Below are 25574 nucleotides of genomic sequence, written 5' to 3' on the forward strand. Positions count from 1 at the left end.
TAGCAATAATATTATAATTTTTACAAACACATTTAAATTGCTGAAACTTGGTATAATAAGTGGTTAATTTTAAAAAAATGTAGATTGCAAAATAACAAAATAAAATCAATGTAAATTATAGTTTCCTTACGAATAGGCGAAGATAAAGTATATATTCTTTTTGAAATAACTTAATCTTTTTATGTAATAACTGAATATTACGGTTGCATAATTTGACTGCAAAAACGTCAATACAAATAAAAAAATGATAAGATTTTAGTGAACAAAATTAATAAAAAAAACAAATTTTAAGGTCAACTAATTAATACTTAAGTAGTTCTTTTACTCTTTATCAAAGTTTTACAACACAGATTGCCCTTTTTGCTAAAAGTTTATTAAAATTAAGTAACAAATTATACTAATTAATGAACATATATATCCTATGACAAGCATTTTACTGGTAGATGACCTAAAGTCAGAACTAGATTTACTTAACGACTACCTCACATCGGCTGGTTATCAGGTGACTACAGCTAGTGATGGTAAAGAAGCTCTTTCAAAAGTAATTGAAATTAAGCCAGATGCTATTGTTACCGATTGGATGATGCCCAACATGGGAGGATTAGACTTGTGTCGACAACTTAAAAAAAATCCTGATACAGCGACTATTCCTGTGGTTGCTTGTACGGCAAAAAATGCCGCAGTGGATCGGATGTGGGCAGAAAAACAAGGGGTAAAAGCCTATGTGGTAAAGCCTTGCACTAAAGATCAAATTGTGGATGCGGTTAAACAAGCGCTCGTTTAATAAAACTTATGTCTTCTAATACTTCTTCGTTTACTAAGCTACAGGATTTATTACCCCAACTGTTTCAACGTAGTGCCTTAACGGGTAATTTGTACCTCCGTTGTCGCTTGGGGGTGAGTGATACTTTTTTGATTCCCATGGAATATGTAAGAGAATCTTTGCTTTTAGAAGGAAATCATATTACTCCTCTTCCTCAGATGTCATCTTTTGTAATGGGTTTAATGACTTCAAGGGAAAGGGTTTTTTCGGTGGTGGATTTACCTCAGTTGATGGGGTTTTCTCCTTTGCCTACTTACTCGAGACAATATCATGTGGTGGTGATTTCTGTCTCTCCTTTTTTACCTAAATACTCCCAAGATGAGGAGATATTTTTGGGATTGGCGGTGAATCAAATTGAGGGTATTACCAGAATGAGTACAGAAAAAGTTTCTAGCTTGGGCGAGGTGCAAAATTTGTTGGAGATGGACAGAATTGGTCATTGGTTTAGTCTGACTCCTTATTTACAGGGATGGGTAGAAAGGGAAAATGAAAAACCCCTTGCCCTATTAAATCTTAAGTCTATTGTTCAGGCTACCCAATAAAGTTATTTTTTAAACATATAAAAAACATCAAACATGGCTTATTTAAAGTAAGTAAATAATTATGGTATAGCTTTATTATTCGACGGACTCAATGTTTACATGGGGAAATAATCTAACTTATTATTTAACAAGAAATTGCAAATTATTGCTTTCACATTCTATTATTAATCATTAATCATCTTTTAATATTATGACCTCTCAACAACCTTCCCTCAATGTTTCTGCGGAATTAGTGTCTTCTTCTCTTGATGGGGTGACAGGGCAACCCATCCCTGAGCCAAAACAAGAAGCGAAACAGGGGGGAGGCACTCTGCGAGAGCGTTTACTTTTTACGGTAGTGCCAACGACTTTGATTCCTTTGGTGGTAGTAAGTGCTATTGGGATCAATTTTACCCGTTATCAGGAGCAACAAAAACAGCAGGGGGAAATAGAGCAAATTGCTTTGGTGACTAGGGAAACGAGTCGGAGTTTTTTGGATAATTTAGAATTTACTGAGGATCGAGATCCTGTCTTGGAGGCGATTAATAGTACCCTGCAAACTTCTTTACAATTTCAGGTGACTGGCTCTCAGGTGGTGCAGATTGTCGACACAAATACGGGGGATGTGGTCAATGGTTTGAGTGGTACGGAGGGAGTAAATTTGGAGCAGGTGGTGGGAGGAAATACCATTGCTGATGTGGGAAGGATTTTTGCGGAGGGAATATCGACTAATGATTTGGAAAGTATTTTGTCTTCTGTGAGTGTTTTCGATGGGGTTAATAATGCTAATTTGGTTAGCCCTGATGGCGGGGATATAGGGGTTTTGACTTTGGAGTATCAAAATCGATATTTTAATTTTACTTTAATTCCTGATAGTAATTATTTGGCGATCGCATCGGTGGATAATGCAGATGTGACACAGTTGGGGGGACAGTTAATTATTGTGTTTGCTACCATTGCTATTTTTTTGGGTGCTTTGGCGGTGGGTAATATTATTTTGTTGGCTCAGACTTTTTCTGCGCCTTTGGCAAATTTGATTGATAATGCCCAACAGGTGACAGAGGGGGATTTGGATGTTCGGGCGATTCCTGAAGGGACGGTGGAAAGTCGTACGTTGGCGCAGAATTTTAATGCTCTGGTGAGTCGGGTAAAAGAGTTGATTCGGGAGCAAGAGGCGATCGCCCTTGAGCAACGACAGGAAAAGGAAAAGCTAGAGTTAGGGATTTTTAACCTCTTAGACGAATTGCAATACGCCGTAGAAGGAGACTTAACCGTAAGAGCCAGTTTAGACTCCATGGAAATGAGTACCGTAGCCGATTTGTGTAACGCCATCCTCGACAGTTTACAAGACATTGCTTTGCAGGTAAAAGAATCTAGCACTCAGGTGGTTACATCCCTAGGGGAAAACGAATACTCTATTCAAGAGTTGGCATTCCAAAGCATCAAAGAAACAGAGCAAACCAACCAAACCCTGGCATCCGTGCAAAAAATGTCCTACTCCATCGAAGAAGTGGCAGCCAACGCTAGTCAAGCCGCTACCCTTGCCGATGATGCCTATGAGGTGACCAAAAAAGGTTCTGATGCCATGGACAAAACCGTAGAAAGTATTGTCAGCCTTCGTACCAATGTGGGAGAAACCGCCAAGAAAATGAAACGTTTAGGGGAATCATCCCAGAACATTTCTCAGGTGGTATCGTTGATCGAAGAAATCGCCCTCAAAACTAACCTCCTCGCCATTAATGCTAGTGTGGAAGCCAGTCGTGCAGGGGAGCAAGGACAAGGTTTTACCGTGGTTGCCGAGCAGGTAGGGGCATTGGCAGAGCAATCAGCGGCTGCCACTAAACAAATTACGCAACTGGTATCGGAAATTCAGAGGGAAACCCAAGATGTCACCATGGCGATGGAGTCGGGGACTTCTCAGGTAGTTAATACTACCCGTTTGGTGGAATCAACTAAGCAACGCCTAGAGAGGGTATTAGAGCGATCGCAACGTATCAACGAACTAATGCAAAATATCTCTACATCTACCGTATCTCAGGCACAAACCTCCCGTTTGGTGACAGAATTAATGGAAAAAATTGCCGAACAATCAGAACAAAGATCATTTTCCTCGGAAAAAATCGCTCAATCTATCAAAGATACCGCCACCATTGCCAAACAACTAGAATCAGCGGTGGAACAATTTAAAGTTAATGAGTAATTAAGAATGAAGAGTGATTGGTAATCAAAAACCATTGCCTATTAAACCTCACCCCTAACCCCTAAAACAATGAATCGAGATCAAATAAAGCTCAACTTTTTAGAAGAAGCCCAAGATTGTTTTAACACAGTCGAAAGCAACATATTAGACATTAGCGCAACCATAGCCGAGGCAGAAAAATTAGATCTGATTTTGCGAGAAGTTCACTCTGTCAAAGGTGGTGCAGGGATGATGGGTTTTATGGCACTCAATCAGGTAGCCCACCGTTTAGAAGACTTTTTGAAGGTGTTGCGGGTACATCATCATTCTAAGCACATTGATTTGGAGGTGGAAAATTTATTGCTTAGGGCTGTGGATGCCATGGTGATAATTAAGGATAGTTATTTGAGGGGGGAAGAAGTTTCTCAAGGTTGGTTAGAGAGGGAAATTAACCCTATTTTTGAGGGGTTAAAAGAACATTTAGGGGAGTTACGGGATGAGGATGAGGATTTATTATTCAAACAACAGGATGAGGAAAGTAGTGGGGAGTTACAGATGTTTGAGGAGGGGGTTGATACTATCCTCGATGATTTTGAAACTCAAATAAATGATTTACCCGTAGATAAGTTGGCTTCTGGGGTGGTGATGACGGCGGAAAAAATCTTGATGTATGCGCGTATGGCGGATTTAGAGCCAGTTATTAATTTATCAGAATCGGTGAAACAAAGGGCGATCGCCACTAGTCAAGATCATATCGTTGATTTAGCTCAAGAGGCGTTAAAGGTTTGGAGGCGATCGCACGGGCTAGTGATGCGGGGAAATTTAGATAAATTACCATGGGATTTGGAAAGTTTACCCATAGAAAATAATTCTATTACCCCAGACGTTGATTTTGAATTGGGGGATGATGATTTATTCTCCCTGAGTAACGCCCTGGATGAAGTGGTAGATTTTGATTTACCTTTAGAAAACGATGATTTACTCTCCCTGAGTAATGCCCTAGACGAAGTGGTAGATTTCGATTTACCCTTAGAAAACGATGATTTACTCTCCCTGAGTAACGCCATGGATGAAGTGGTAGATTTTGATTTACCCTTAGAAAACGATAATTCTGTAGCACAATTTTCCGAAGATTTTCTTGCCCTAGAAAGCCTTGGCAAAGACATAGAAGAAGCCATGGAAGATGCTTTTGCAGAAGTGTTTGAGGATACCTCTAGCCCCCAAGAAGAGCTAATTTCTACTCCCGAACCTCAAATCATCAAGGTAGCACCCCAAACGGGGAAAATGGTCAAAGTTCCCGTGGAGCAATTATCACAATTTAATGCTCTTTTTGGTAAATTAATTTTAGAACGAAACCGTCTCAATTTACGCCTAGAACAAATCAGAGCTTTTGGGGAGTTGATGCAACGGCGGATGAATCAATTAGAGCGCTCGAACAAGGAGTTAAGGGATTGGTATGATCGAGCCTCCTCGGAAGGTTGGATTGATGAACAGGATTCCACGGTGGTTTCATCTTTGAATGAACAATCTTTAGTTACCAAGGCGACCCTAGAAGACTTTGACACCCTAGAAATGGATCGCTATAGCGATTTACACGTCATTTCTCAGGAGCAAATCGAAACTATTGTGCAGTTAAAAGAGGTTAGCACGGATATTAATTTTAGTATCGGTGATATTAACCAAGCCCTGCAAGAGTTGAATCACACCATGGAATCTTTGCAGAAAAATGCCACTCGCATCCAGATGCGTCCTTTTGCTGATTTGGTGAGGGGTTTTCCTCGCTTTATCCGAGATTTAGGAATACAGTTTGGCAAAAAGGTAAATCTAAAAATTGAGGGGGAAACTACTTTACTCGATCGCACTTTTATTGAGGCTCTCAATGCTCCCCTTACTCACCTGTTACGCAATGCTTTTGACCATGGTATCGAAGATTCTCAAGCTCGTGTTTTAGCAGGAAAACCAGCCCAAGGAACTATCACCCTGAGCGCCTTTAACCGTGGTACAAAAATTATGGTTACTATCCAAGATGATGGGGCTGGAATTCCTTTAGAAAAAATTAGTCAACGACTCCTGAAAATGGGTATTAGTGGGGCAGAAATTGCCAAAATGAAGCCTTCTCAAATTATGGACTATATTTTTGAGCCTGGTTTTAGTACCGCTTCCGAGGTGACGGAGTTGTCGGGAAGGGGTGTGGGCATGGATATAGTGCGATCGAATATTCATGAGTTGCAGGGGGAAATCCATGCCTACAGTACCCCAGGAGAGGGTACCACTTTTACCCTTTCTCTTCCCTTTAATTTATCCATTCTTCAGGTGATGTTGGTGGAAACTCAACAGATGGTGTTTGCGGTGCCTGTCAACAGTGTGAGGGAAATTATTAAATGTCCTGAATCCGTTGAGCAAAAGCGGGTTTCATGGCAAAATCAAATTATTCCTGTGGTTCGTATGGAAGACTTTTTGATTTTTAATCGTCCTTCTAAACCGTTTGAAATGGCGGGTTATCCTGTTATTGAGAAACCTACATTGTTGATTGTGGGGGAAGGAAATAATTGTGGAGCTATTTATCTAGAGCGTTATTGGGGTGAGCAGGAGGTGACTATTCGCCCCATTGAAACCCATCTGCCTTTGCCTCATGGCTTCATTAGCTCTCTGGTTTTAGGGGATGGACGGGTATTGCCTTTAATTGATCCTGCGGTGATGCTTCAAGAAGGCATTGAGCAACAAAATGATTTTGAACCACGCACTCAAATGTTTGGTAATGATTATTATAAAGGCTTTAGGGGCGATCGCCATAATACCCTTCTCATTGTGGATGACTCTATCAATGTCCGTCGCTACCTTGCCTCTACCCTAGAAAAAGCAGGGTATCAAGTAGAACAAGCCAAGGATGGACAAGAAGCGGTAGATAAACTATTGGCAGGAATTTCCGTTCAAGGGGTTATCTGTGACATCGAAATGCCCCGCCTTGATGGATACGGAGTGTTAGAAGAAATTAAAGGCAAATCTCAATTTAACTCTTTGCCTATAATTATGCTTACCTCCCGAAGCAATGAAAAACATAAAAAATTAGCTTTTAATTTGGGGGCTAATGGTTACTTTTCAAAACCCTATAATGAGGAGGAATTACTGAAAACCATCGAGAAATTAGTAAAAGTAAATTATCTCTAGGTTTATGATTAAAAAATATTAAAGAGAATAAAAAGTACATAACAAATGGCTTTTATAAACTTATTAATAAAACTACATATTATTTTAAACATACACAAACAAATTACATCGTATAATAGCTAAATAACTTTTGAAAAATAGTCTAAAATGACTATAACTAAAAACAGCACTTACATAATTTTATTCCTAAGATATTTAAACCTATAAAGATAATCTCTGTCTAATACTTGATAAGAGAGTTTAACCCTTTTATTTAATTTGAGATGTGTATAAAATTATCGCTATTTATTGATTAAGTAGTCGTCTCTCATCCATTGAGTAGATTGAATTTAGTCTAATCCTAATATATTAATTCCATGATATTTCTATGAGGTGAAATATAAAATGAATAGTCAAGCCAAGCAAACAACTTCAAAATTTAATCCCATTAATATTCTTCAATATTTTTATAAAAATCAATTAACAGTTCATTTACAGCTAGTATCAAACTTTGTAACATGGAATCTTTATTACATTGATGGTGCATTACAATATGCTAATCATTCCTTGCAATCATTAGACACATTAGAATATTATTTAAGCCGTTTAGCTCCTCATCTAGTGGGCAAAATTATTCCTTCTCTCAAATCAAAAAGAAATATAAATAAATTAGAGAATATAGAGTTAGTCTATTTCTTATGTCAAAAAGAAGTAATTGACAACCAAGAAAAAAATCTTCTTATCAATGAGTTAACTCAAGATACCCTAGAATCATTCCTCTGGCTACAAGAAGGGGAGTATCGTTGGGAAAAATTGGAAAAAGCAGAAATATTGAAGATAAAAAACATGGTTGGGGATAATGTTGTGCAAATTCCCTCCATGGTTAAGTCTTTGCGTCTTCGTCATCAACTATGGCAAAAAGTTTCCAAACTGGTAAAATCTCCCTATCAAAGACCTTTGTTTGTTAATATTGTTAACGCTCAAAAAACAGTACCCCAAGGGAAGTTGTCTCCGAGGGTGTTGGCACAACTAGCCAAATTGGTCAATACTGATACTACTATCCGAGATATGGCTACTTTTTTGAAACAGGATGAGTTAAAAATCATCAGTTTACTCGCTCCGTATATTCAGCGGGGTGTAATTCGTTTACAAACTGCAAAATATCCTTACAATAATTTGCCCAGTTTACCTTCTATGGAGGAGGAAGTTATGCAAAGTGCTACACCATCTGTGCAACCACAAAGGGCAAATGTGATTGCTAAGTCTGTGAAAGCTGATAGTAATGGTGGATTGTCTTCTGCCGTTGATTCTTTCTCTGAGCAAAACAAGTATAAAATTATTTGTATTGATGATAGTGAAACAATGTTGGCAACTATCAAGGATTATTTGCAGGGAGATTATTTTGAGGTGGTGACGGTGGAAAATCCCATAGAATCTCTTTCTTATCTATTTGAAAGTAAACCTGATTTGATTTTGATGGATTTGTCGATGCCGAAGATCAACGGTAATCGTCTTTCTCAGATTCTTAAGAGTAGTTCTATGTTTAAAAATGTTCCTATTATCATTGTTAGTGGGAATCATAAAATGTTGGATGCTGAAAAAATGGAGAGTATTGGTGCTAAGGATTTCTTACCTAAACCTTTTTCTCAAATGCAGTTATTAAATATTGTTAATAAGCATTTACAACCTAACTATTCTGCGTTAAGCAAATAAATTTTCACATATTTTCATCTTCAATTCTTTAAATATAAATTAGTAAACAATCATGAATGTAACTTATGATATTCCCCTCGTTATTCTTTCCGCTATTATTGCGGTGGGGGCTGGTTATTTCACCATCGAAATGTCTCAGGAAGTAACTTTAAACAAGGGTTTAGAGCGTTGGAGTTGGTTGCTCATTAGTGCTGTAACTATGGGTATGGGTATTTGGGGTATGCACTTTATTGCCATGACGGCTTTTTCTATCGAGCCCAAGATTAGTTATGATTTTTTGATTGTGTTAGTTTCTTTGTTTGCGGCTGTGGTGGGTTGTATTCAGGGTTTATACATTATCACTCAGCCTTTGGTGACAAATAAAACCATTGTGGCGGGGGCTATCACCATGGGGGCGGCCATTGCAGGAATGCACTACATTGGTATGGCTGCCATGAGGGTGGCTGCGGATGTGAGTTATGATCCTACTTTGTTTATTTTATCGGTTGTAATTGCGATCGCAGCTTCTTTTGCGGCCATTAAAATTGTTATTGGATTAAGGACAGGGAAAAAAGATGCTTTGTATAACTTCAAAAAAACCAGTGCGTCTCTAATTATGGGTGTTGCGGTGTTATCGATGCACTATACAGGCATGGCAGCGGCTAAATTCACCACCAATTATAGTTTACTGACCCAACAAGCCACAAACATTCTGGATAGCCAGATGATTGGTTTTTCCGTTGCCCTTGCGGTGTTAGGGATGTTTGCGATCGTTTACACTGTATTAGCTAACTCCCATTGGAATCGTTCTGTTTAAAATACCTTGGGGCGGTACTACCAAAAATATTTGCTAAATATTATAGTATAATATATTCTCTGGACAATTATCGCTAAATGTAAAAAAAATAACAAGCCTCGGATAATTGCGGATTACATATTGATTGATTATATAGAAAAGGTTTAGCTCATTACAATAGCATGACAAAGCAACAAACAAGACAGTTTGACTACGTTAAAATCGGCATCGCCTCCCCCGAAAGAATTAGAGAATGGGGCGAGCGCACCTTACCCAATGGTATTGTAGTCGGTGAAGTAACAACCCCAGAAACCATCAACTATCGTACCCTCAAGCCCGAAATGGACGGCTTATTTTGTGAGAAAATTTTTGGTCCTTCCAAGGATTGGGAATGTCATTGTGGAAAATATAAGAGAGTACGCCATCGTGGCATTGTGTGCGAACGTTGTGGGGTTGAAGTTACAGAGTCTAGGGTGCGCCGTCATCGTATGGGCTACCTCAAACTAGCCGCCCCTGTTACCCACGTATGGTACTTAAAAGGAATTCCTAGTTATCTAAGTATTCTCCTTGATATGCCCCTTCGGGACGTAGAACAAGTAGTATATTTCAACTCCTACGTGGTGCTAAACCCCGGTAATGCCAGTAACTTGAGTAACCGTCAATTGCTCAGTGAAGATCAATGGATGGAAATTGAGGAGCAAATTTATGCCGAGGATTCAGAATTAGAAGATATTGAAGTAGGTATTGGCGCCGAGGCGGTAGAGCGTTTATTACAAGAAATTCAACTAGAAGAAGAAGCAGATAAATTAAGGGAAGATATAAGCAACAGTAAAGGACAAAAAAGAGCGAAATTAATCAAAAGATTACGCTTAATTGATAACTTTATTGCCACAGGTTCAAAACCTGAATGGATGGTTTTAAGTGTAATTCCTGTCATTCCCCCTGATTTGCGCCCCATGGTGCAATTAGATGGTGGTCGTTTTGCTACCTCTGACCTTAACGATTTATACCGTCGTGTAATTAACCGTAATAATCGTTTAAAACGTCTTCAAGAAATTCTTGCCCCTGAAATTATTATCCGTAACGAAAAACGGATGTTACAAGAAGCGGTGGATGCTCTTATTGATAACGGACGTAGAGGGCGTACTGTGGTAGGTGGTAATAATCGTCCCCTCAAATCCCTTTCTGATATTATCGAAGGGAAGCAAGGTCGTTTCCGTCAAAACCTCTTGGGTAAACGGGTGGACTACTCTGGACGTTCGGTAATTGTAGTCGGTCCTAGTTTACAGATTTATCAGTGCGGTTTGCCTAGGGAAATGGCGATCGAACTTTTCCAACCCTTTGTCATTAACCGTCTCATCCGTATCGGTATTGTTAGCAATATCAAGGCGGCTAAGAAAATGATTATCAAAGGTGATCCTAGTATCTGGAAAGTATTAGAGGAAGTTATCACAGGACACCCTGTACTACTAAACCGTGCGCCGACTCTTCACCGTTTGGGTATCCAAGCCTTTGAGCCTGTGTTGGTAGAGGGTAGAGCTATTCAACTCCATCCTCTTGTGTGTCCTCCTTTCAACGCTGACTTTGACGGGGACCAAATGGCGGTACACGTACCCCTGTCCATTGAAGCCCAAGCGGAGGCTCGTTTGTTGATGATGGCTTGTCACAACATTCTTTCTCCTGCTACGGGTAAACCTATTATCGCTCCTTCTCAGGATATGGTATTGGGTTGTTATTACCTAACAGCAGAAAATCCTGCTGCCACTAAGGGCGCTGATAGTTATTATGCTAACCTTGAGGATGCTTTTAAAGCCTATGAGCAAGGTTTAATTGATTTACACGCCTATGTATGGGTGCGTTTTGATGGGGAGGTTGATGGTAGTCGCCCTGATGATACCCCAGAAAAAATTGAAGAACTTACCGATGGTAGTGTTTGGAAGTATTATGGCGATCGCAAAGTGCGCGAAACCGCTGAGGGTGAAAAAATTGCCCAATATGTCCACACCACTCCCGGACGCATTATTTATAACAAAACCATCATTGACGCTTTAGATTTTGAAGCTGTTTAATTAAACTATGGGGAGGCACATTGTCTCCCTTTTTTTATGGCAAAAAAAATTATCATTCTCGGTAATTCTAGTTCAGGAAAATCCTCTCTGGCTCAGAAAATTGCTGAAGTGTATCAAATTCCCTATCTCGATTTAGATACCATCGCTTGGGAGTCTGGATTAACACCCCAAAGACGAAGTTTTGATGATGTCTATGCAGATATTTTTGAGTTCATGGAAAGTAATGCCCATTGGATTATTGAAGGGTGTTATGGGGATTTAATTGCCTCGATGAGTGAATATGCTAATCAATTAATATTTCTCAATCCAGACATAGAAGTATGTTTAGATAATTGCCGTAAACGTCCTTGGGAAAGCCACAAGTATGACAGTTTAGAGGCACAAAATGCTAATTTAGAGATGTTGGTTTCATGGATAAAAAAATATCCTCATGGAGATGATGAGTTTTCTTTGGTTGCCCATGGTCACATTTTTAAGACTTTTGAAGGCAATAAAGTAGAGTATAACCACAACTGGGAAGAAAAAGACGTTTTTTCTTGGCTCAATCCATTAGACTGAAATATAATTAACTATCCATTGTTCACCTATGTTAATTCCCCTTAGAAAAGAAGCTCTTGATGATATGATACCTGCGATCGCCACAGGAACGCAATACGCTTATTACTGGGCAAATCTTTCCACATTACTAAAAAATTTATTTATATCTTTAATAGGAGTATTAATTTTTTTGCTTTTAGGGGCAGTTTTTGGTGAAGGTTTTGAGGGAATATCTTTGATTTTGATTGTGACCGTTGGGCTATACTGGCTATGGGGTCCAGTATATTGGGCTAGTGTGCGTAATGGTAAATATAGACGTTATCAGTACGTTGGCTTTTGGCGTGGTAGGGTATTGGATGTATATGTTAGCGAAGAAGTGGTCAACGAATCCTCAGCTCTCGACAAGCTAGGTAAAGTGATAATTGTTGAGAATTTGCAGAAAAAGATTAACGTAGAAATAGGAGATAAAAGTGGTTTTAGAACTACTATCTCTAGTCCCTTACAAAGAATTCACAAGGTAATTAATCGTGGTCAAGCGGTAGAAGGATTACTATTATCTAATGACCCTGATTTTATGCGTATTAGCAAAGTTACTGATATTTATATTCCCCGTCATAAACTTTGGGTGGGAGAATACCCCTATTTGAGAAGAGATATTTTCTTAGATGTTAGAAAGCAATTAGCTAAAATCTACGGTTAATCATCATTTAAAACTTACGATGATAATCAAGATATGATTTTTGTTGAGTATCAATTACTAAAGCATTGTAAGTAATATCCAGTATTTGATACTGCAAATTTTTATTTTCATATCTTAATTCACCACTGCTCTAATTTCTACTAACAGGGCTATTTTCTACTGGGGAGAAAGCCAAATTTCGGAGGACGCTTACCGCTCTATAATATTGAGGATCAGACGACGTACCAATAAGAGAAGGATCATCCCTTAACTGTGACTGTTGCCGACGGCTAATGTTTTGGATCACATTGGGAGCAATGCCATTTTTACTAATATTTAGTCCGCTAGGGGGATAATAACGAGAAATAGTTACCGCCAATCCAGAGCCGTCAGAAAGAGAATGTACTGACTGTACCGTACCCTTACCGAAGGTATTTGTGCCCACTACCGTAGCCCTTTGATTTTCCTTTAATGCCCCAGCCAAAATCTCACTAGCACTGGCAGAATTACCATCTACCAATACCACAAGGGGAAGATCTGTGAGGGCGGAGTTGTTAGCGTGGAAGCGACGATGCCCCCCCCGACGATCCACTACATCGACAATTTCTCCTTCTGCCATCCACATTCTAGCAATATCTACACTGGCAAATAGGAGTCCTCCGGGGTTGCCTCTCAAGTCCAATACAAAGGCGGAAACATCTTGATCTTGTAAACTGGTAATGGCTTCTTGCATTTGCTCAGTGGCATTAGAGCTAAATTCTTCTAGCCTTATGTAACCTACATTTAATTCCCCTTCTTGTCGGAGGCTGTAATCGAGGGCAGGTATTTGAATTTCTGCACGGGTAATTACCACCTCAAAACTGGATTCTCCTTGACGGGCAATTTGTAAGCGTACATCACTACCATTATCCCCCTGCATGGCTTCTGAGGCCTGTTGTAAGTCCATTAAAGCCGTTGGTTTTCCGTCAATACGTACAATGCGATCGCCCCTTTTCAATCCCATTTCTTCTGCTGGAGAATTGCGAATTGCCTCAACTACATATAAATCTTGAGTTCTTTGATCTACAGCCATACGAATCCCCACCCCAGAAACCCGTCCAGAAGTCTGATTGGTAAGGGCTTCAAACTGATCAGGCACCAAAAAACGAGTATAAGGATCACCCAAATCTTTTAAAGCCCCCTCAATGGCCTGATATGCCTGTCTGGGGTTACTATAATCTCTGCTGAGTAGCTCACTTCTTTTTCTTTGCCAGTCAACCTTATTAAAATCTCCATCCACAAACTCTCGATTGACAATTTGCCATACCTCATCCACAATTGCCTTCGGGCTTTCAACCATTTCAGCCTGAGTAGGAATAGGATAAAACAAAGGTATTAGGGTTCCCGTAGCGAGGGCAAGAAAAACTTTTCTGAGATTATCGGGTGTTAAGGTATTTGACTTTTTCATAAATGTGTGGGGATGAATATTTTTAAACTCTCATCTTTTTTCTCAGTGTATCAAATTTATTTTACGATGTGCTGTTCACCGCCAACCTTCTTAACATCCCAGCACTTTTTTCAATCAATTTAAAATCGAGATTTATGATTAATTGTTGATAATAACCATTACCGTGACCTTTTATTTCAAATACTGATTAGGGCGTTACTCATACATATGATTTCCTCTTTGAGCAGAAAATTAGGCAATGATGATAATATTTTTACATCTCAATGTTGAGCGTAACTAAATTATATTTCATACTACAACCCCTGCAATGCCCTAATTTTAAACCTCCCTTACCTTTAGACCAAAAAAATAACTTTGTGACAACCTATTAAAGATTGCTATATCATCAATATAGTTAAAACCTTTTTGCTATCCAGCTCGTACTTATTTTAACTTGAAATTTTATTCCAGAATTTTATGACATATTTAGAAACCACAGCCAAATTTTATTCAGAAGTCGCCCAAACCCCCGAAGTAGGTTTATGTTGCGTTCAAAGTAGCTCTTTACAATTACCAGGACTAAAAATCCCCCAAAAAATGCAAGAGATGAACTACGGCTGTGGTACAACGGTTCACCCCAACGAACTAGGAAAAAATCCTCGGGTTTTATATGTCGGAGTCGGAGGGGGATTAGAAGCCCTACAATTTGCTTATTTTAGCCGTCAGCAAGGGGGAGTTATCGCCGTTGAACCCGTGGAAGCCATGAGAAACGTGGCAAGAGACAATTTAATACAAGCCACAACCCTTAACGATTGGTTTAAAGAAGAATTTGTCGAAATCAGAGATGGTGATGCCTTTAACTTACCCGTAGCAGATGAATCCGTTGATTTAGTTGCTCAAAATTGCCTATTTAATATTTTTGAACCCGAAGACCTAAACAAAGCCCTTAAGGAAGTTTATCGGGTATTAAAGCCTGGGGGAAAACTCCTAATGAGTGATCCCATTACCACCGAGTCTATCCCCTTACAGTTGAGACAGGATGAGCATTTACGAGCCATGTGTTTATCTGGGGCGCTAACTTATGATGAATATACCCAACAATTAATTGATGCTGGTTTTGGGCAGGTAGAAATTCGTACTCGTCGCCCCTATCGTTTATTGGATACCCATAGTTACAAATTGGAAAAACCTTTATTATTAGAAAGTTTAAATACCGTTTCTTTTAAAGTGCCAATTCCTGAAGATGGGGCTTGTATTTTTACTGGAAAAACAGCAATTTATCATGGTAGTTTAGATTATTTTGATGATAATGCTGGACATATACTAACAAAAGGAGTTCCTGCTTCTATTTGCGATAAAACGGCCAATAATTTAAGTAAATTTTCTGATGTTTTTATAACTGATTCTACTTGGCATTATGACGGCGGAGGCTGTTGCTAAAAATATTGATTTTTTTGATAATTGCTTCTTTAAGGAGCTTAAGTATCGTAACCATAAATAAGTAAACCGGTCAAGGTCATAAAAATATTATCATCCCTAGCTAGTGTCTTAATAGAAAATTAAATTCCTTTGAAGTTTTTATCAATAATTTGAGACTACTATACAATCACATTTGCCTAAAAATTAACAGAGTTTATTAAAGATAACATGAGTTTTAATACGATAACTAAGATTACCCCTTTTGCTGAAAAAATAAAACAACCTTTACTAAAGGATAAAATCACAGTTTTACAAATAAATTTAGGTAAAAAATGTAACCTCGCTTGTAGTCATTGTCATGTAGAAGCTAGTCCTAAACGTACGGAAGAATTAACTCCAGAAATTTGTGAGCAATTACAACAGTTAATTTCTAAATTTCCTCAGATAAAAACCATTGACTTGACTGGGGGAGCCCCTGAATTAAATTATGGTTTTAAGCCTTTAGTAGAAACCGCCAGAAAATATAATAAGGAGATTATTGTTAGGTCAAATTTAACTATTTATTTTGAGCAAGGTTTTGAGGATATTCCCCAATGTTGTGCCGATAATAAGGTTAGGATTGTGGCTTCTTTACCTTGTTATCTCGAAGATAATGTGGATAAGGTTAGGGGGAAAGGGGTTTATGATCAATCCATCAGGGCGATTGGGTGGCTTAATGATTTGGGGTATGGAACAGATGAAGATTTAATTTTGGATTTGGTTTATAATCCTCCTTTACCTACTACTAAAAACTTTTCTTTAACGGCGGAACAATCTAAGTTAGAAACTGCTTATAAAATGTTCTTACAAGAACATTTTGAGATTAAATTTAATAGCTTATTAACTATTACTAATTTACCTATTGGTAGGACTAAATTTTTCTTGAAGAAACAAGGCTTAATTGATGATTATTTATATTTTTTAGAGTCCAACTTTAATCCCATTACAGTTAATAGTTTAATGTGTCGTAATGAATTATCTATTGACTATTTGGGTAATGTTTATGATTGTGACTTTAATCAGATGGAAAATTTACCTGCAAAGATACCTAATGGAGATAATTTGACTGTGACGAAGTTGTTGGCGATGGATAGTTTGGATGTAATAGAAAAGGTACAAACAGCATCTTATTGTTATGGTTGCACGGCGGGGAGTGGTTCTAGTTGTGGTGGTGCTTTGAGTTAACTTATTCTTTATTATTTTTGATAATTTTATTTTAATATATAGAACCCATTTGGTATCTAGTAGAATATTGAGAGGAACAAATTGATAAATGGAATAATGGCTTACTCTAGCAGTCTAAGTGATCAAGAATGGGAAATAATTAAACCTCTATTACCAAAGAAAAAAAAGAACTTGTCCACCAAAGTGGTCTAAAAGACAAATTTGGGATGGTATCTTTTATCAACTCAAAAATCGCTGTAATGGGTCTGATTTACCAAAGGATTTACCTCCTGATTCTACCGTTTATTGGCATTATAAAAACTGGAAAAAAGAAGGTGTCTTTGAAACAGTGATGTGTGAACTTCACAAGCAATTAAGAGAAAAAGTAAAAAAAATCCACTTGGACTCGATTAATTATCATCGATTCTCAAGCAGTGAAAAATACTTGTAATGGGGGGGTAGAGAGTAGAGGATTCTGTGGTTATAAACTCACCAATGGTATAAAAAGACATTTAGCAGTAGACAGTCTTGGCTTTCCCTTTTTCACTTATTGTACAAAGGCAAGTATTTTCGATGATCGAGGATTAATCATGATGTTGAGTGAGAACATAGATTATTTTCGTGCCAAACCCATGAATGTTCATAAAATTACAATCCTCGTGGATTCAGGTTATCATCCTGATTTTATCATGAGGGAATTAGAAAAAGTTTATCCACAAATGGGAAAGAAAATTCGTATGGAAAAATCAGGCAAAATCTCTTCTGAACAAAAAAAATCAGAAGGAAAAAAAGGATTTGTGGTAGTCAAAGCAAGATGGATCATTGAAAGATCTAATGGTTGGATGGAAAGATGTAAAAATTTGGTCAAAAACTTTGAAAGAACCTTATTCAACTCCACCCAAAAAGTTAACTTATGTTTTATTCTATTACTTTTAAAAAGACTCACTGCTTCCTGAGATACCAAATGAGTTCTATAACGGGAAAAAATCGGCACTATACACATCGCCTCCGCTTCAAATTCTTGATACAATTCTCGATGATAGCGGGAAAAATTTGCTTGAGAAATATTATTGATATCCCTCTTTTGTCACTTTCCGAGATAATGAATCTTAAAAGGATAAATTTATCCGCTCAAAAAATAATTCATACAATTATTACTATACTCGAGCAAATTATTAAAACCTATCCAAATGACATCATTTTTCATCATTCTTAACCATGGCAATACTGCTCTAAATATTAATATTGGTTGAACCATGATTCTGTAATTTACTAATGTATTTTTCCAACTATTAAAATTACGCCAGTCTTGATTATTTATTCTTTTTTCTTCCTTGTTCCCCTCTCTGTTTTTCTGATTTATTAATTGTTTAACTGGCTTAGTTTTTACGCTAATCATCCAATAAACACTATTAATTATTTCCCACCATTTTAAAATGTCTTTTCCTTTCGTTAAACGATAATCTGTCCAACCTAGTTCTTGTTTACACTGGCGAAATCCATACTCCACCCATGTACGCTCACCATATAAATTTCCTATAGTTTTTTTTTGTTCATTTCTACTTCCTTTAATATTTGTCATCACAAAACTTGTACTATTTTTTGGCATCGTTTCTGGGTCTGTCGTCAGTTCCCAATAAGTTATTTCTTTTCTTTGACCATGATATTGTCGAGATATATAATCCGTAGTATTTCCTTATCTTGGTGCGCGTTCCCTTGCGTCTTTTGCCGACGCGGGGTCGCACCGCTTTTTACGGTCTCCTGTTTCATCAATAATAATTGTAATAGGAATATTAATAAAAACATTTAAGATTGAGTGCAAACGAGTTTTTTCTAATTCCCATAAATTCCAATCAGCACAAGTGAGAAAATGATGTAAACTTTGAGAAGAAACATTAACGATGCGAGAAATTTCAGGAAGAGATTTTCTTTTAATATCAGAAATTAATCCTAAGTGTAAATATTTAAAATATTCGTAGTTACGCACATCAAAAAACAAGGTAGAGTAGGCAGAACAATAATCATCAATGACCGGCACCGTGTCCATGGGATTTCTAGGTAAATGTTTTCTAATTTGCTGAGCTACATCCATTGCTGTGAGTACCTTTAATTTTTATTATTATTCTACATTTTTATTCCTCTTTTCGGAAAGTGACAAAAAAGGGATAGTTGTTGTTTCTCCCTGACGATAACGCCCTCCATGGTTTTCTTGTAACTAGCTGTCATCCCATGTACGAAGACTATTTTGCTCTACTAAGGATATTAGATTATCTTTTTTACTTTCTGCAATAAATTCCCCTCCCCAATCTTCTTTAAAACCATAGACAGAAACTCGATCGCACTTTAAAATGTTTCTAACTTCATCACAGGTAGTATTACAAATTACCTCAAAATTAAGACTATCTCGCATCTTAGTCATAATGGAATTTACCGCTTTTTGAAACAAGGCATTTTCCCGCAGAGCAATTTCCCGTTGTTTATCAATGGTAATATCCGAAATCACCCCATTCCACACCACATAATCGGATTTTACTACGGAAGGAATACAATGTATTTTGAGATATTTTTGTTTACCCTTGGGGGTAATAATCGAAAAACTATAGTTTAAATCTCGTACATATTGACGGGATAAGTAAATAATTTGCCATAAATCATTCCGTTGTTGAGAGTCTATTAGATTAAATAAATTTTGGGCATTATCCGTAATTGTTTCTGGGCTTAATCCTAATATTTCTTGACTAACATCACTAACAAAGGAAAAGTAATAATTATCGTCTTTATCCATGACAAATTGGAAAATTATATCAGGAGTTTATGCCGTTATTTCCCTTAAAGCCTGATTTTTAATGACTTCGGTAAATCGAGGATTTTTTTGTGTTCAATTTTCTTATCTGTATTCATTTTTTATGATTTACATATAATCTTTTATTTGTATTTCTCCTGTTTTATCCATGGTTAAGGAGTAATTATTATCAAATAAAATTAAGTTTTTAAAAAAGTTGTAACGAAAAATATTCTATCTTACAATGATTAGTAATCTATTTTTGTTGATATATTTTTTGTGGTTTTGTATTTGTCTTAAAATCAATTTTTTTGTTACTTTTGTCAGAGAATTAAACTTTTTTATTATTTATTATGACAATTATAATACCTCTGATTCTTAAAAAATATTTTGTCAAAAAACATTAATTATCATGAAGTTTTATTTATTTTTCTCAGATATAATCTCCATGATATTTCTTTGCACAAATTTCACGGAAGTCTCTCTCGGTGGTAAGATATAGGGTGTACTCTCATGCTGATTTAATGGCGATCGCAAATTCAGTTCCCCCAGAAGTCTTAGAACAAGTTGCAGAATATTTTAATATATTAAGTAATCCCATGCGTTTGCAGATACTAAACCTACTGGGAGAGGAAGAAAAATGTGTTCAAGAATTGGTGGAAATCACTAAAACCAGTCAAGCTAACGTTTCAAAACATTTAAAAATTATGCTTCAAGGGGGTATTATCAATCGTCGCCCCGAAGGCACATCAGCTTATTATTACATCGAAGATTCCCTTATTTTTGAACTGTCCCATCTTGTTTGTAACCACCTTGCCGAGAAAATGGAAAAACAAGCCCTCAAATTCCGTAATATTACCCTAGCTCAACAGAAAAAAAATTAAGAAATTGCCGATTTTCAAGCTTTTTTTGTGGACGGCAGCGGGATTATATGTTATTATTTAGACAATGGGAGCCTTTGAGAAAATAAATATAAACGATTGGATTTCTATTATATAAAACACATTTCTATCATAGCCCAATAAAATATAAAAGTCAATAAAAAAGGCGATTTTTTTAACAAATTGTAATAAAAAAGCAATAATCATTAATCCGAAAAAACTTCGCCATGGGGCATAATAGCATCTGTGAGGATTGCACTATCTAAAATCGCCCCTGTCAAATCAGCACCTCGAAGATTTGCACCCACCAAAATAGCCCCTGTCAAATCGGCATAACTCAAGTCTGCTCCTTGTAAACTGGCATTACTCAAATCTGTAACTAAATTGCTGTGGTTATAATTTCTTTTGCCTAGGTGCGCTCGACATAACTTTGCCCCGTTCAAATTAGCACCATATAAAAGGGCTTGGGATAAAAGACTATAACTTAAATCTGCATTACTCAAATTTGCATTACTTAAATTAGTTCGATAATCAGAAGAAATGCGAAAATCCGCATATATAGCCATAACATTACTCAAATTTGCCCGTTGAAAATCAACGCCGCTAACGATGGCTTTTAAAAAATTTGCCCCTTCTAGGTTACTTTCCATAAAATGGGCATTACTCAAATCAGCATCCCGAAAACGGGCTTCTTTTAAATTACCCTGATTAAAATTTGTCCCCCACAAAATAGCTTCACTCAAATTTGCATGGCTAAAGTTACTCTGGCTAAAGTCTGTTTGCCCTAGTCTTGATTGTCGTAAATCACCATGGGAAAAATTACTTCCTGAAAGGTTAGCCTTAATAATTTCTGCATCGATGAGATTGATGTGGGAAAAATCTCTTTCTCCTTGACTATATTTATTAAAAATTTTTTCTATGGATAAATTCATTAGTTAGTAATGATTACAGTAAAATAGAGGGGGTTTAAAGGTACTGAGGGGATGGCTTAACAATATCAGTATAACTTGAAAAGGTTGTGAAGAAATTTTGAGAGTATTTAGTTTTGAGGTAGTTTAACAGGCAAACGGGAAGATGAGACAGGTTGAGTTAAGACTGGCGAAAATTCCTTATATTGGTTTTATGGCGGTGCATTATTGGTTTGTGATAGTTCATAATACAACTAAGTGCGATCGTTGGGAAGTATGGCAAAATAGGAATAGAGGTGGTGAAAACTGGGGACATTTACATCAAAATTTGATGGGGGCATATAATGGAGTGGGTAATGGTGAGAGTTGTCGAGAATATACGTGGCATGGAAAAACCGCTGAAAAATTAATTAGGGTAATTGAAGAGAGTAAAGATAATTACCCCTATTGTTATGTTTACCGCTATTTTCCAGGCCCTAATAGTAACACTTATGTGGCATGGGTGTTGGATAAAGCTGAGGTTGATTATTCTTTGGGTAGAAAAGGCATCGGCAAAAGATATTGTGAATTACGATGATAGGTAGTTATTTAACCAAACTATTTTTAGATTGCTAGGTAGGGTTGCTTAATGATGCTAAGAAACACTATCAAACATTGTTACTATTGTCCATTCCTAATTCCCCACCTAAACTACAAGTCATTTTTAAATTGAGCAATATCCACAGGTTAATTATTACAACGTTTAGGTTTCTTATGATCAAAAATGATTCATTATATAAGTAGTGATGTTGGAGATGTCGTCGGGATGAATAATTCAGAAAACTTGGGTAAAGAAAAAAGTCTTATCTTAATTGTGGATGATTTGAAAGCAAATTTAAAGTTATTGACTTATATTTTAGAAGCAAAGGGTTATCAAACCAGTTTTGCCATCAGTGGTAGGGATGCCTTGGAAAGATTAACAGTTTTGACTCCTGATTTAATTCTGTTAGATTTAATGATGCCTGATTTGAATGGTTTGGAGGTTTGCCAGAGGGTGAAATCTAATCCTGATTATCGGGATATTCCCATTATATTTTTAACCGCTAGTCAAGAGGAACATCATTTGATTGAGGCTTTTGAGTTGGGGGCAGATGACTATGTGACAAAGCCTTTTCGGAAGCCTGAGTTGTTGCGTCGGGTGAATACCCAGATTACCATTAGAAAACAACAGCAGAAAATTTTGACTCTTCAAAAGCAGTTGGAGGATATGAAGTCGGCGGTTTGTGCCTAATATCAATGGAGTTGTTATTTAGTTTTTGTTCTTGTCTATAATTAAGTGAATTTGATTGGATAAAGAAAAGAATATTTATGGGTTATTTTGATGCTTTGGTTGAGCGTTTTTCCGAGGATAAGGAGTTAGAAAAGGCTTTTGGGAAACATATCCACTGGGGTTATTGGGAAAATCCTTCCTCGGCGGATGGTAGTTTGGAAGATTTTGCGGTGGCTGCAAATAATTTATCTCGGTTGGTGATTGACACTGCGGGGATTAAAGATGGATATAAAATTTTGGATGCTGGATGCGGTTTTGGAGGCACTATCAGTCTTTTGAATGATAGTTTTGATAATTTGCAGTTGCGAGGGGTAAATATTGATGGGGTGCAGGTGAAAAGGGCTTCGGAGATGATTCAGCCGAGGGGAAATAATGACATTGAGTTTATAGAAGCTAATGCTTGTAATTTACCTAATTTTAACTCTTTGTTTGACGTTGCGATCGCCCTTGAGTGTATTTTTGCCTTTCCGAGTCGAGAAAAATTCTTTGGGGGGGTAAAAAGAAACATCAAAAAGGATGGTCAATTAATTGTGGTGGACTTCATTATTAACCCCACTATTATTCAAACTTGGACTTGGTTTGAAAAAAATATCCTAAGTCGTTTAATTACTGATACCTATGGCTCAAAGGCAACCAATGAAGTCGCTTTTATTGATGTAAAAACCTATAGAAAAATTGCCAAAAAAACAGGATTTACCCTAGATAAAGTAATTAATATTAACAAAAACGTACAACCAACTTATCCAGCAATTAACAAAATTATCATTGATAATTTTAATGATCTGTTAACCGCAAAAGGATTAGAAGTTTTTAGTTTATTTAATCTAATTAGCTATCAAATATTAGTTTTTAAACCCACTGAATAGTTAAAAAAAAGGCTTTATAATCATAGTAAAAATATGATAAGTTGTGAACAACTGGTTATTAGTTATCCATGGTCAATTGTTGACACCTAACACCTAAGACCTAACACCTAATTAGTTTCTGGTGAGCCACTTTTGACCATTCAAACGCTGTAAAGTGTATAAAACCAAAAGGTCTAAATTTACTCGGCGCTCGTCAATCATGAATGATTCAAGGGTACTAGGCTGTTTACTATCAATGGTACAAGTAAATGCTTTTTGTCCCTTTATATCCTCATCAATAAAGTAAATAGCAAAGGTGCGATTAGACCATTTTCCTTGTAACTGCCAACAATCAGGATTACTTTCTAAACCCAAAACAGGAATTTTTTCCTTTTTGAGGGCTAACTCAATCTCATCAATACCCTTACTAGCAAAAGCATCCTTGAGAGAGGGAGTGAAATGTTGTTCCATAAACTCAGTAAAAGGTTTATCTTCAATGGCGGGGGGTTTTTCCTTTTTTTTAGCAGGGGGTTTTTTCTCAGCGGTATTTGCTTTTTCTGGAGTAGAATTTGCCTTATTTTCTTCTGTCATGGATTTATGTTAAATAGCTACAGTTAATAATAAGTATAGTATAGGGCGATCGGCACAAAAAATTGGGGTAACACCCCACAGATAATTTTCCCATCGCCAAAATACTAATTAACCGTCACAATCCAAGTACCCACATATAAGCGAATAGGCACTTGCCCCGCTGATAGAGTTTGTCCATGAAAATAAAAAGTACCACCAAAACGGGGATTATAAACATTGGACATGACAATTTCCAGATCTCTAGTTTCCAAAAAAGGCTCTTCTAAGACAATTTCGATAAAACTACTTTCTTTATCCCAAATAACCTCTTGTAAAGGAAGGGCTTGATTATTCAAACGAACTTCAATAGCATCCGTATCAAACTTACCAGTAAAGGATTCGGGGTAGGTGACATATAATCTGGAAACTCCATCGGTTAATCTATCCCCTGGCATTGTCAGACGATACCTTTCCCAATTTCCTGCTCTATTACCAAAATCAAAATTACGTCTTAAGAGATTTTCTCTCTCGATGCCGCTAAACAATACTAAACCCTGTCCTTGAGCCATTACTAGATAAGGTATTCCTAGCAAAAAGGAGGTAGATATTGCTAGGGTGGCCATCAAACGCTTAGTAGTTAATTTAAAAAGTTTCATATATGGTGTAATTATTTAATCTCATTAATTAATAAAAATCATCTTTACTGTAACAAACTATGTCCTATGACGACAGTATGAGGATAAATAGTTCCATTTTTAATGATAAACTTGACCGTCGGGCATAATAGCCCCTTCAAAGTTAACATTAAGGATGTTGGCACTACTCAAATCAGCCCCAATCAAATTGGCATTAGTCATATCGGACGAGCTTAAATTGGTACGGGCAAAAAATACTTCCATTAGGGAGGCGTTGCGTAAAATTGCTCCATAAAGGTTAGAGCGACTAAAATCAGCCCGATTCATCCTTGCAAAAGTCATGTTTGCCTGAACTAAATTAGTACGAATAAATTTGGCTTCTGGCATGGAGGCACTATCCATGTTAACCATGGTTAATTCGGCATCTGTCATATTTGCCCTTTCCATTTTGGCATTGGATAAATTGGCGCCGATAAATTTCGCTCCAATACATTGAGCATCGGTTAAAAAAGCTCCGTTAAGGTTAGCTTCTGTGAGGGTTGCCCCTGTTAAATCTGCGCCCCGTAGGTTGGCATCTCGTAAATTAGCACCGATTAAACTTGCTCCTTTGAGGTTCGCCCCTTTTAAGTCTGAGCCTCTTAAGTCTGCTTTATCTAGATTTGCACCGATAAGATTTACCCCATTACTTCTTTTTTCTTGTCGCAGATTAGCTCCTCGCAAACAAGCCCCTTTGAGGTTGGCGTTATTTAAGTCGGCGTTTCTGAAGTCTGCTTCGATGAGGTTGGCATCGAGGAGGTTGGCAAGGGTTAGTTGACTATCTCTAAAGTCTGCTTTTTGGAGGATGGCGCCATGGAATTCGGCACGGTGAAGGTTTGCTCCTACAAAGTTGGCTTGGTTGAGGTTTGCCCCACTAAAGTTAGTTTCCACTAGGTTGGCATTATGGAAGTTAGCACGGCTGAGATAGCTGAAGGTGAAGTTTGATTTTTGTAGATTGGCGTTTTCGAGGGTGATGCCAATTAAGTCGGCACCTGTTAGATCGATTCCGGCTAAAAGGCAGTTGGAAAAGTTTATTTCCCCTGATGAAAAGCGGTCAATAAATTCGTTTATTTCCATATAAATATTTGAGGGTTTGATTATTGATTTTATCTGATTT

At 37.3% G+C, this 25574-nt stretch carries 22 protein-coding genes and 2 pseudogenes; 17 read left to right on the top strand and 7 right to left on the bottom strand.

Annotation, left to right across the window (positions count from 1 at the left end; all coding sequences use genetic code 11):
• Window positions 1–421 precede the first annotated feature (421 nt).
• From AA637_RS13125 to AA637_RS13165, 9 genes are all read left to right on the top strand, one after another.
• A complete protein-coding gene (locus AA637_RS13125) occupies window positions 422–784 on the top strand; it encodes a response regulator (RefSeq protein ID WP_446683133.1) in 363 nt (120 codons plus the stop codon).
• An 8-nt stretch (window positions 785–792) separates the two neighbouring features.
• A complete protein-coding gene (locus AA637_RS13130) occupies window positions 793–1365 on the top strand; it encodes a chemotaxis protein CheW (protein ID WP_069790063.1) in 573 nt (190 codons plus the stop codon).
• Window positions 1366–1555: 190 nt separating this feature from the next.
• Window positions 1556–3544, top strand: a complete 1989-nt coding sequence (locus AA637_RS13135) for a methyl-accepting chemotaxis protein (RefSeq protein ID WP_446683134.1) — start codon at window positions 1556–1558, stop codon at window positions 3542–3544.
• Window positions 3545–3613: 69 nt separating this feature from the next.
• A complete protein-coding gene (locus AA637_RS13140; RefSeq protein WP_446683135.1) occupies window positions 3614–6691 on the top strand; it encodes a response regulator in 3078 nt (1025 codons plus the stop codon).
• Window positions 6692–7075: 384 nt separating this feature from the next.
• Window positions 7076–8383, top strand: a complete 1308-nt coding sequence (locus AA637_RS13145) for a response regulator (protein ID WP_446683136.1) — start codon at window positions 7076–7078, stop codon at window positions 8381–8383.
• Between the two features lie 52 nt (window positions 8384–8435).
• Window positions 8436–9179, top strand: coding sequence for an MHYT domain-containing protein (locus tag AA637_RS13150; protein WP_446683137.1), 744 nt, complete (start codon window positions 8436–8438; stop codon window positions 9177–9179).
• Window positions 9180–9340: 161 nt separating this feature from the next.
• On the top strand, window positions 9341–11227 hold the full coding sequence (locus AA637_RS13155) for a DNA-directed RNA polymerase subunit gamma (protein WP_446683138.1): 1887 nt from the start codon (window positions 9341–9343) through the stop codon (window positions 11225–11227).
• Between the two features lie 36 nt (window positions 11228–11263).
• Window positions 11264–11785: a phosphotransferase-like protein gene (locus AA637_RS13160; protein ID WP_446683139.1), complete on the top strand. Its 522-nt coding sequence runs from the start codon at window positions 11264–11266 to the stop codon at window positions 11783–11785.
• A 28-nt stretch (window positions 11786–11813) separates the two neighbouring features.
• Window positions 11814–12464, top strand: a complete 651-nt coding sequence (locus tag AA637_RS13165) for a phosphate ABC transporter permease (RefSeq protein ID WP_446683140.1) — start codon at window positions 11814–11816, stop codon at window positions 12462–12464.
• A 130-nt stretch (window positions 12465–12594) separates the two neighbouring features.
• Here the strand turns inward: AA637_RS13165 and ctpB are convergent, their stop codons facing one another.
• A complete protein-coding gene (gene ctpB / locus AA637_RS13170; protein ID WP_446683141.1) occupies window positions 12595–13890 on the bottom strand; it encodes a carboxyl-terminal processing protease CtpB in 1296 nt (431 codons plus the stop codon).
• Between the two features lie 456 nt (window positions 13891–14346).
• Between ctpB and arsM the strand changes: the two genes are divergently transcribed.
• The 4 genes and pseudogenes from arsM (at window position 14347) to AA637_RS13190 (ending at window position 17447) form a co-directional block, all read left to right on the top strand.
• Window positions 14347–15309 (top strand): arsenosugar biosynthesis arsenite methyltransferase ArsM, encoded by a 963-nt coding sequence (gene arsM, locus AA637_RS13175; RefSeq protein WP_446683142.1) that lies wholly within the window; start codon window positions 14347–14349, stop codon window positions 15307–15309.
• A gap of 207 nt (window positions 15310–15516) precedes the next feature.
• On the top strand, window positions 15517–16512 hold the full coding sequence (gene arsS / locus AA637_RS13180; RefSeq protein ID WP_446683143.1) for an arsenosugar biosynthesis radical SAM (seleno)protein ArsS: 996 nt from the start codon (window positions 15517–15519) through the stop codon (window positions 16510–16512).
• A 172-nt stretch (window positions 16513–16684) separates the two neighbouring features.
• Window positions 16685–16942: pseudogene (locus AA637_RS13185) on the top strand (transposase); the annotation flags it as partial.
• Entirely contained in the window at window positions 16926–17447 is a 522-nt protein-coding gene (locus tag AA637_RS13190; RefSeq protein WP_446683144.1) for a transposase, read from the top strand. The pseudogene AA637_RS13185 and the gene AA637_RS13190, both read left to right, overlap by 17 nt.
• Before the next feature lie 167 nt (window positions 17448–17614).
• On the opposite strand, the pseudogene AA637_RS13195 reads toward AA637_RS13190, so the two are convergent.
• Together AA637_RS13195 and AA637_RS13200 are read right to left on the bottom strand one after the other, a co-directional pair.
• Window positions 17615–18583: pseudogene (locus AA637_RS13195) on the bottom strand (transposase).
• A gap of 123 nt (window positions 18584–18706) precedes the next feature.
• On the bottom strand, window positions 18707–19276 hold the full coding sequence (locus AA637_RS13200; RefSeq protein WP_446683145.1) for a hypothetical protein: 570 nt from the start codon (window positions 19274–19276) through the stop codon (window positions 18707–18709).
• Between the two features lie 500 nt (window positions 19277–19776).
• On the opposite strand from AA637_RS13200, the gene AA637_RS13205 reads away from it, so the two are divergent.
• Complete coding sequence (locus AA637_RS13205) at window positions 19777–20157, top strand: ArsR/SmtB family transcription factor (protein WP_446683146.1); 381 nt, start codon at window positions 19777–19779, stop codon at window positions 20155–20157.
• 203 nt (window positions 20158–20360) lie between these two features.
• On the opposite strand, the gene hetL is transcribed toward AA637_RS13205, so the two are convergent.
• On the bottom strand, window positions 20361–21086 hold the full coding sequence (gene hetL / locus AA637_RS13210) for a heterocyst differentiation pentapeptide repeat protein HetL (RefSeq protein WP_446683147.1): 726 nt from the start codon (window positions 21084–21086) through the stop codon (window positions 20361–20363).
• Window positions 21087–21228: 142 nt separating this feature from the next.
• Between hetL and AA637_RS13215 the strand changes: the two genes are divergently transcribed.
• The 3 genes from AA637_RS13215 to AA637_RS13225 all read left to right on the top strand — a co-directional run bounded on the left by AA637_RS13215 (window position 21229) and on the right by AA637_RS13225 (window position 23237).
• Complete coding sequence (locus AA637_RS13215) at window positions 21229–21639, top strand: DUF3750 domain-containing protein (protein ID WP_446683148.1); 411 nt, start codon at window positions 21229–21231, stop codon at window positions 21637–21639.
• A 186-nt stretch (window positions 21640–21825) separates the two neighbouring features.
• Entirely contained in the window at window positions 21826–22332 is a 507-nt protein-coding gene (locus tag AA637_RS13220) for a response regulator (RefSeq protein WP_242411878.1), read from the top strand.
• A 77-nt stretch (window positions 22333–22409) separates the two neighbouring features.
• Complete coding sequence (locus tag AA637_RS13225) at window positions 22410–23237, top strand: SAM-dependent methyltransferase (protein ID WP_446683149.1); 828 nt, start codon at window positions 22410–22412, stop codon at window positions 23235–23237.
• A 111-nt stretch (window positions 23238–23348) separates the two neighbouring features.
• Here AA637_RS13225 and AA637_RS13230 read toward each other — a convergent pair whose 3' ends face one another.
• The 3 genes from AA637_RS13230 to AA637_RS13240 form a co-directional block, all read right to left on the bottom strand.
• Window positions 23349–23807, bottom strand: a complete 459-nt coding sequence (locus AA637_RS13230; protein WP_446683150.1) for a DUF2996 domain-containing protein — start codon at window positions 23805–23807, stop codon at window positions 23349–23351.
• A gap of 104 nt (window positions 23808–23911) precedes the next feature.
• The gene (locus tag AA637_RS13235; RefSeq protein WP_446683151.1) at window positions 23912–24442 is read right to left on the bottom strand and encodes a DUF2808 domain-containing protein; all 531 of its coding nucleotides are present in this window, start codon (window positions 24440–24442) and stop codon (window positions 23912–23914) included.
• A 99-nt stretch (window positions 24443–24541) separates the two neighbouring features.
• Window positions 24542–25534, bottom strand: coding sequence for a pentapeptide repeat-containing protein (locus AA637_RS13240; RefSeq protein WP_446683152.1), 993 nt, complete (start codon window positions 25532–25534; stop codon window positions 24542–24544).
• Between the last annotated feature and the right edge of the window lie 40 nt (window positions 25535–25574).

The sequence above is a fragment of the Cyanobacterium sp. HL-69 genome (assembly GCA_002813895.1).
Taxonomy (GTDB): Bacteria; Cyanobacteriota; Cyanobacteriia; order Cyanobacteriales; family Cyanobacteriaceae; genus Cyanobacterium.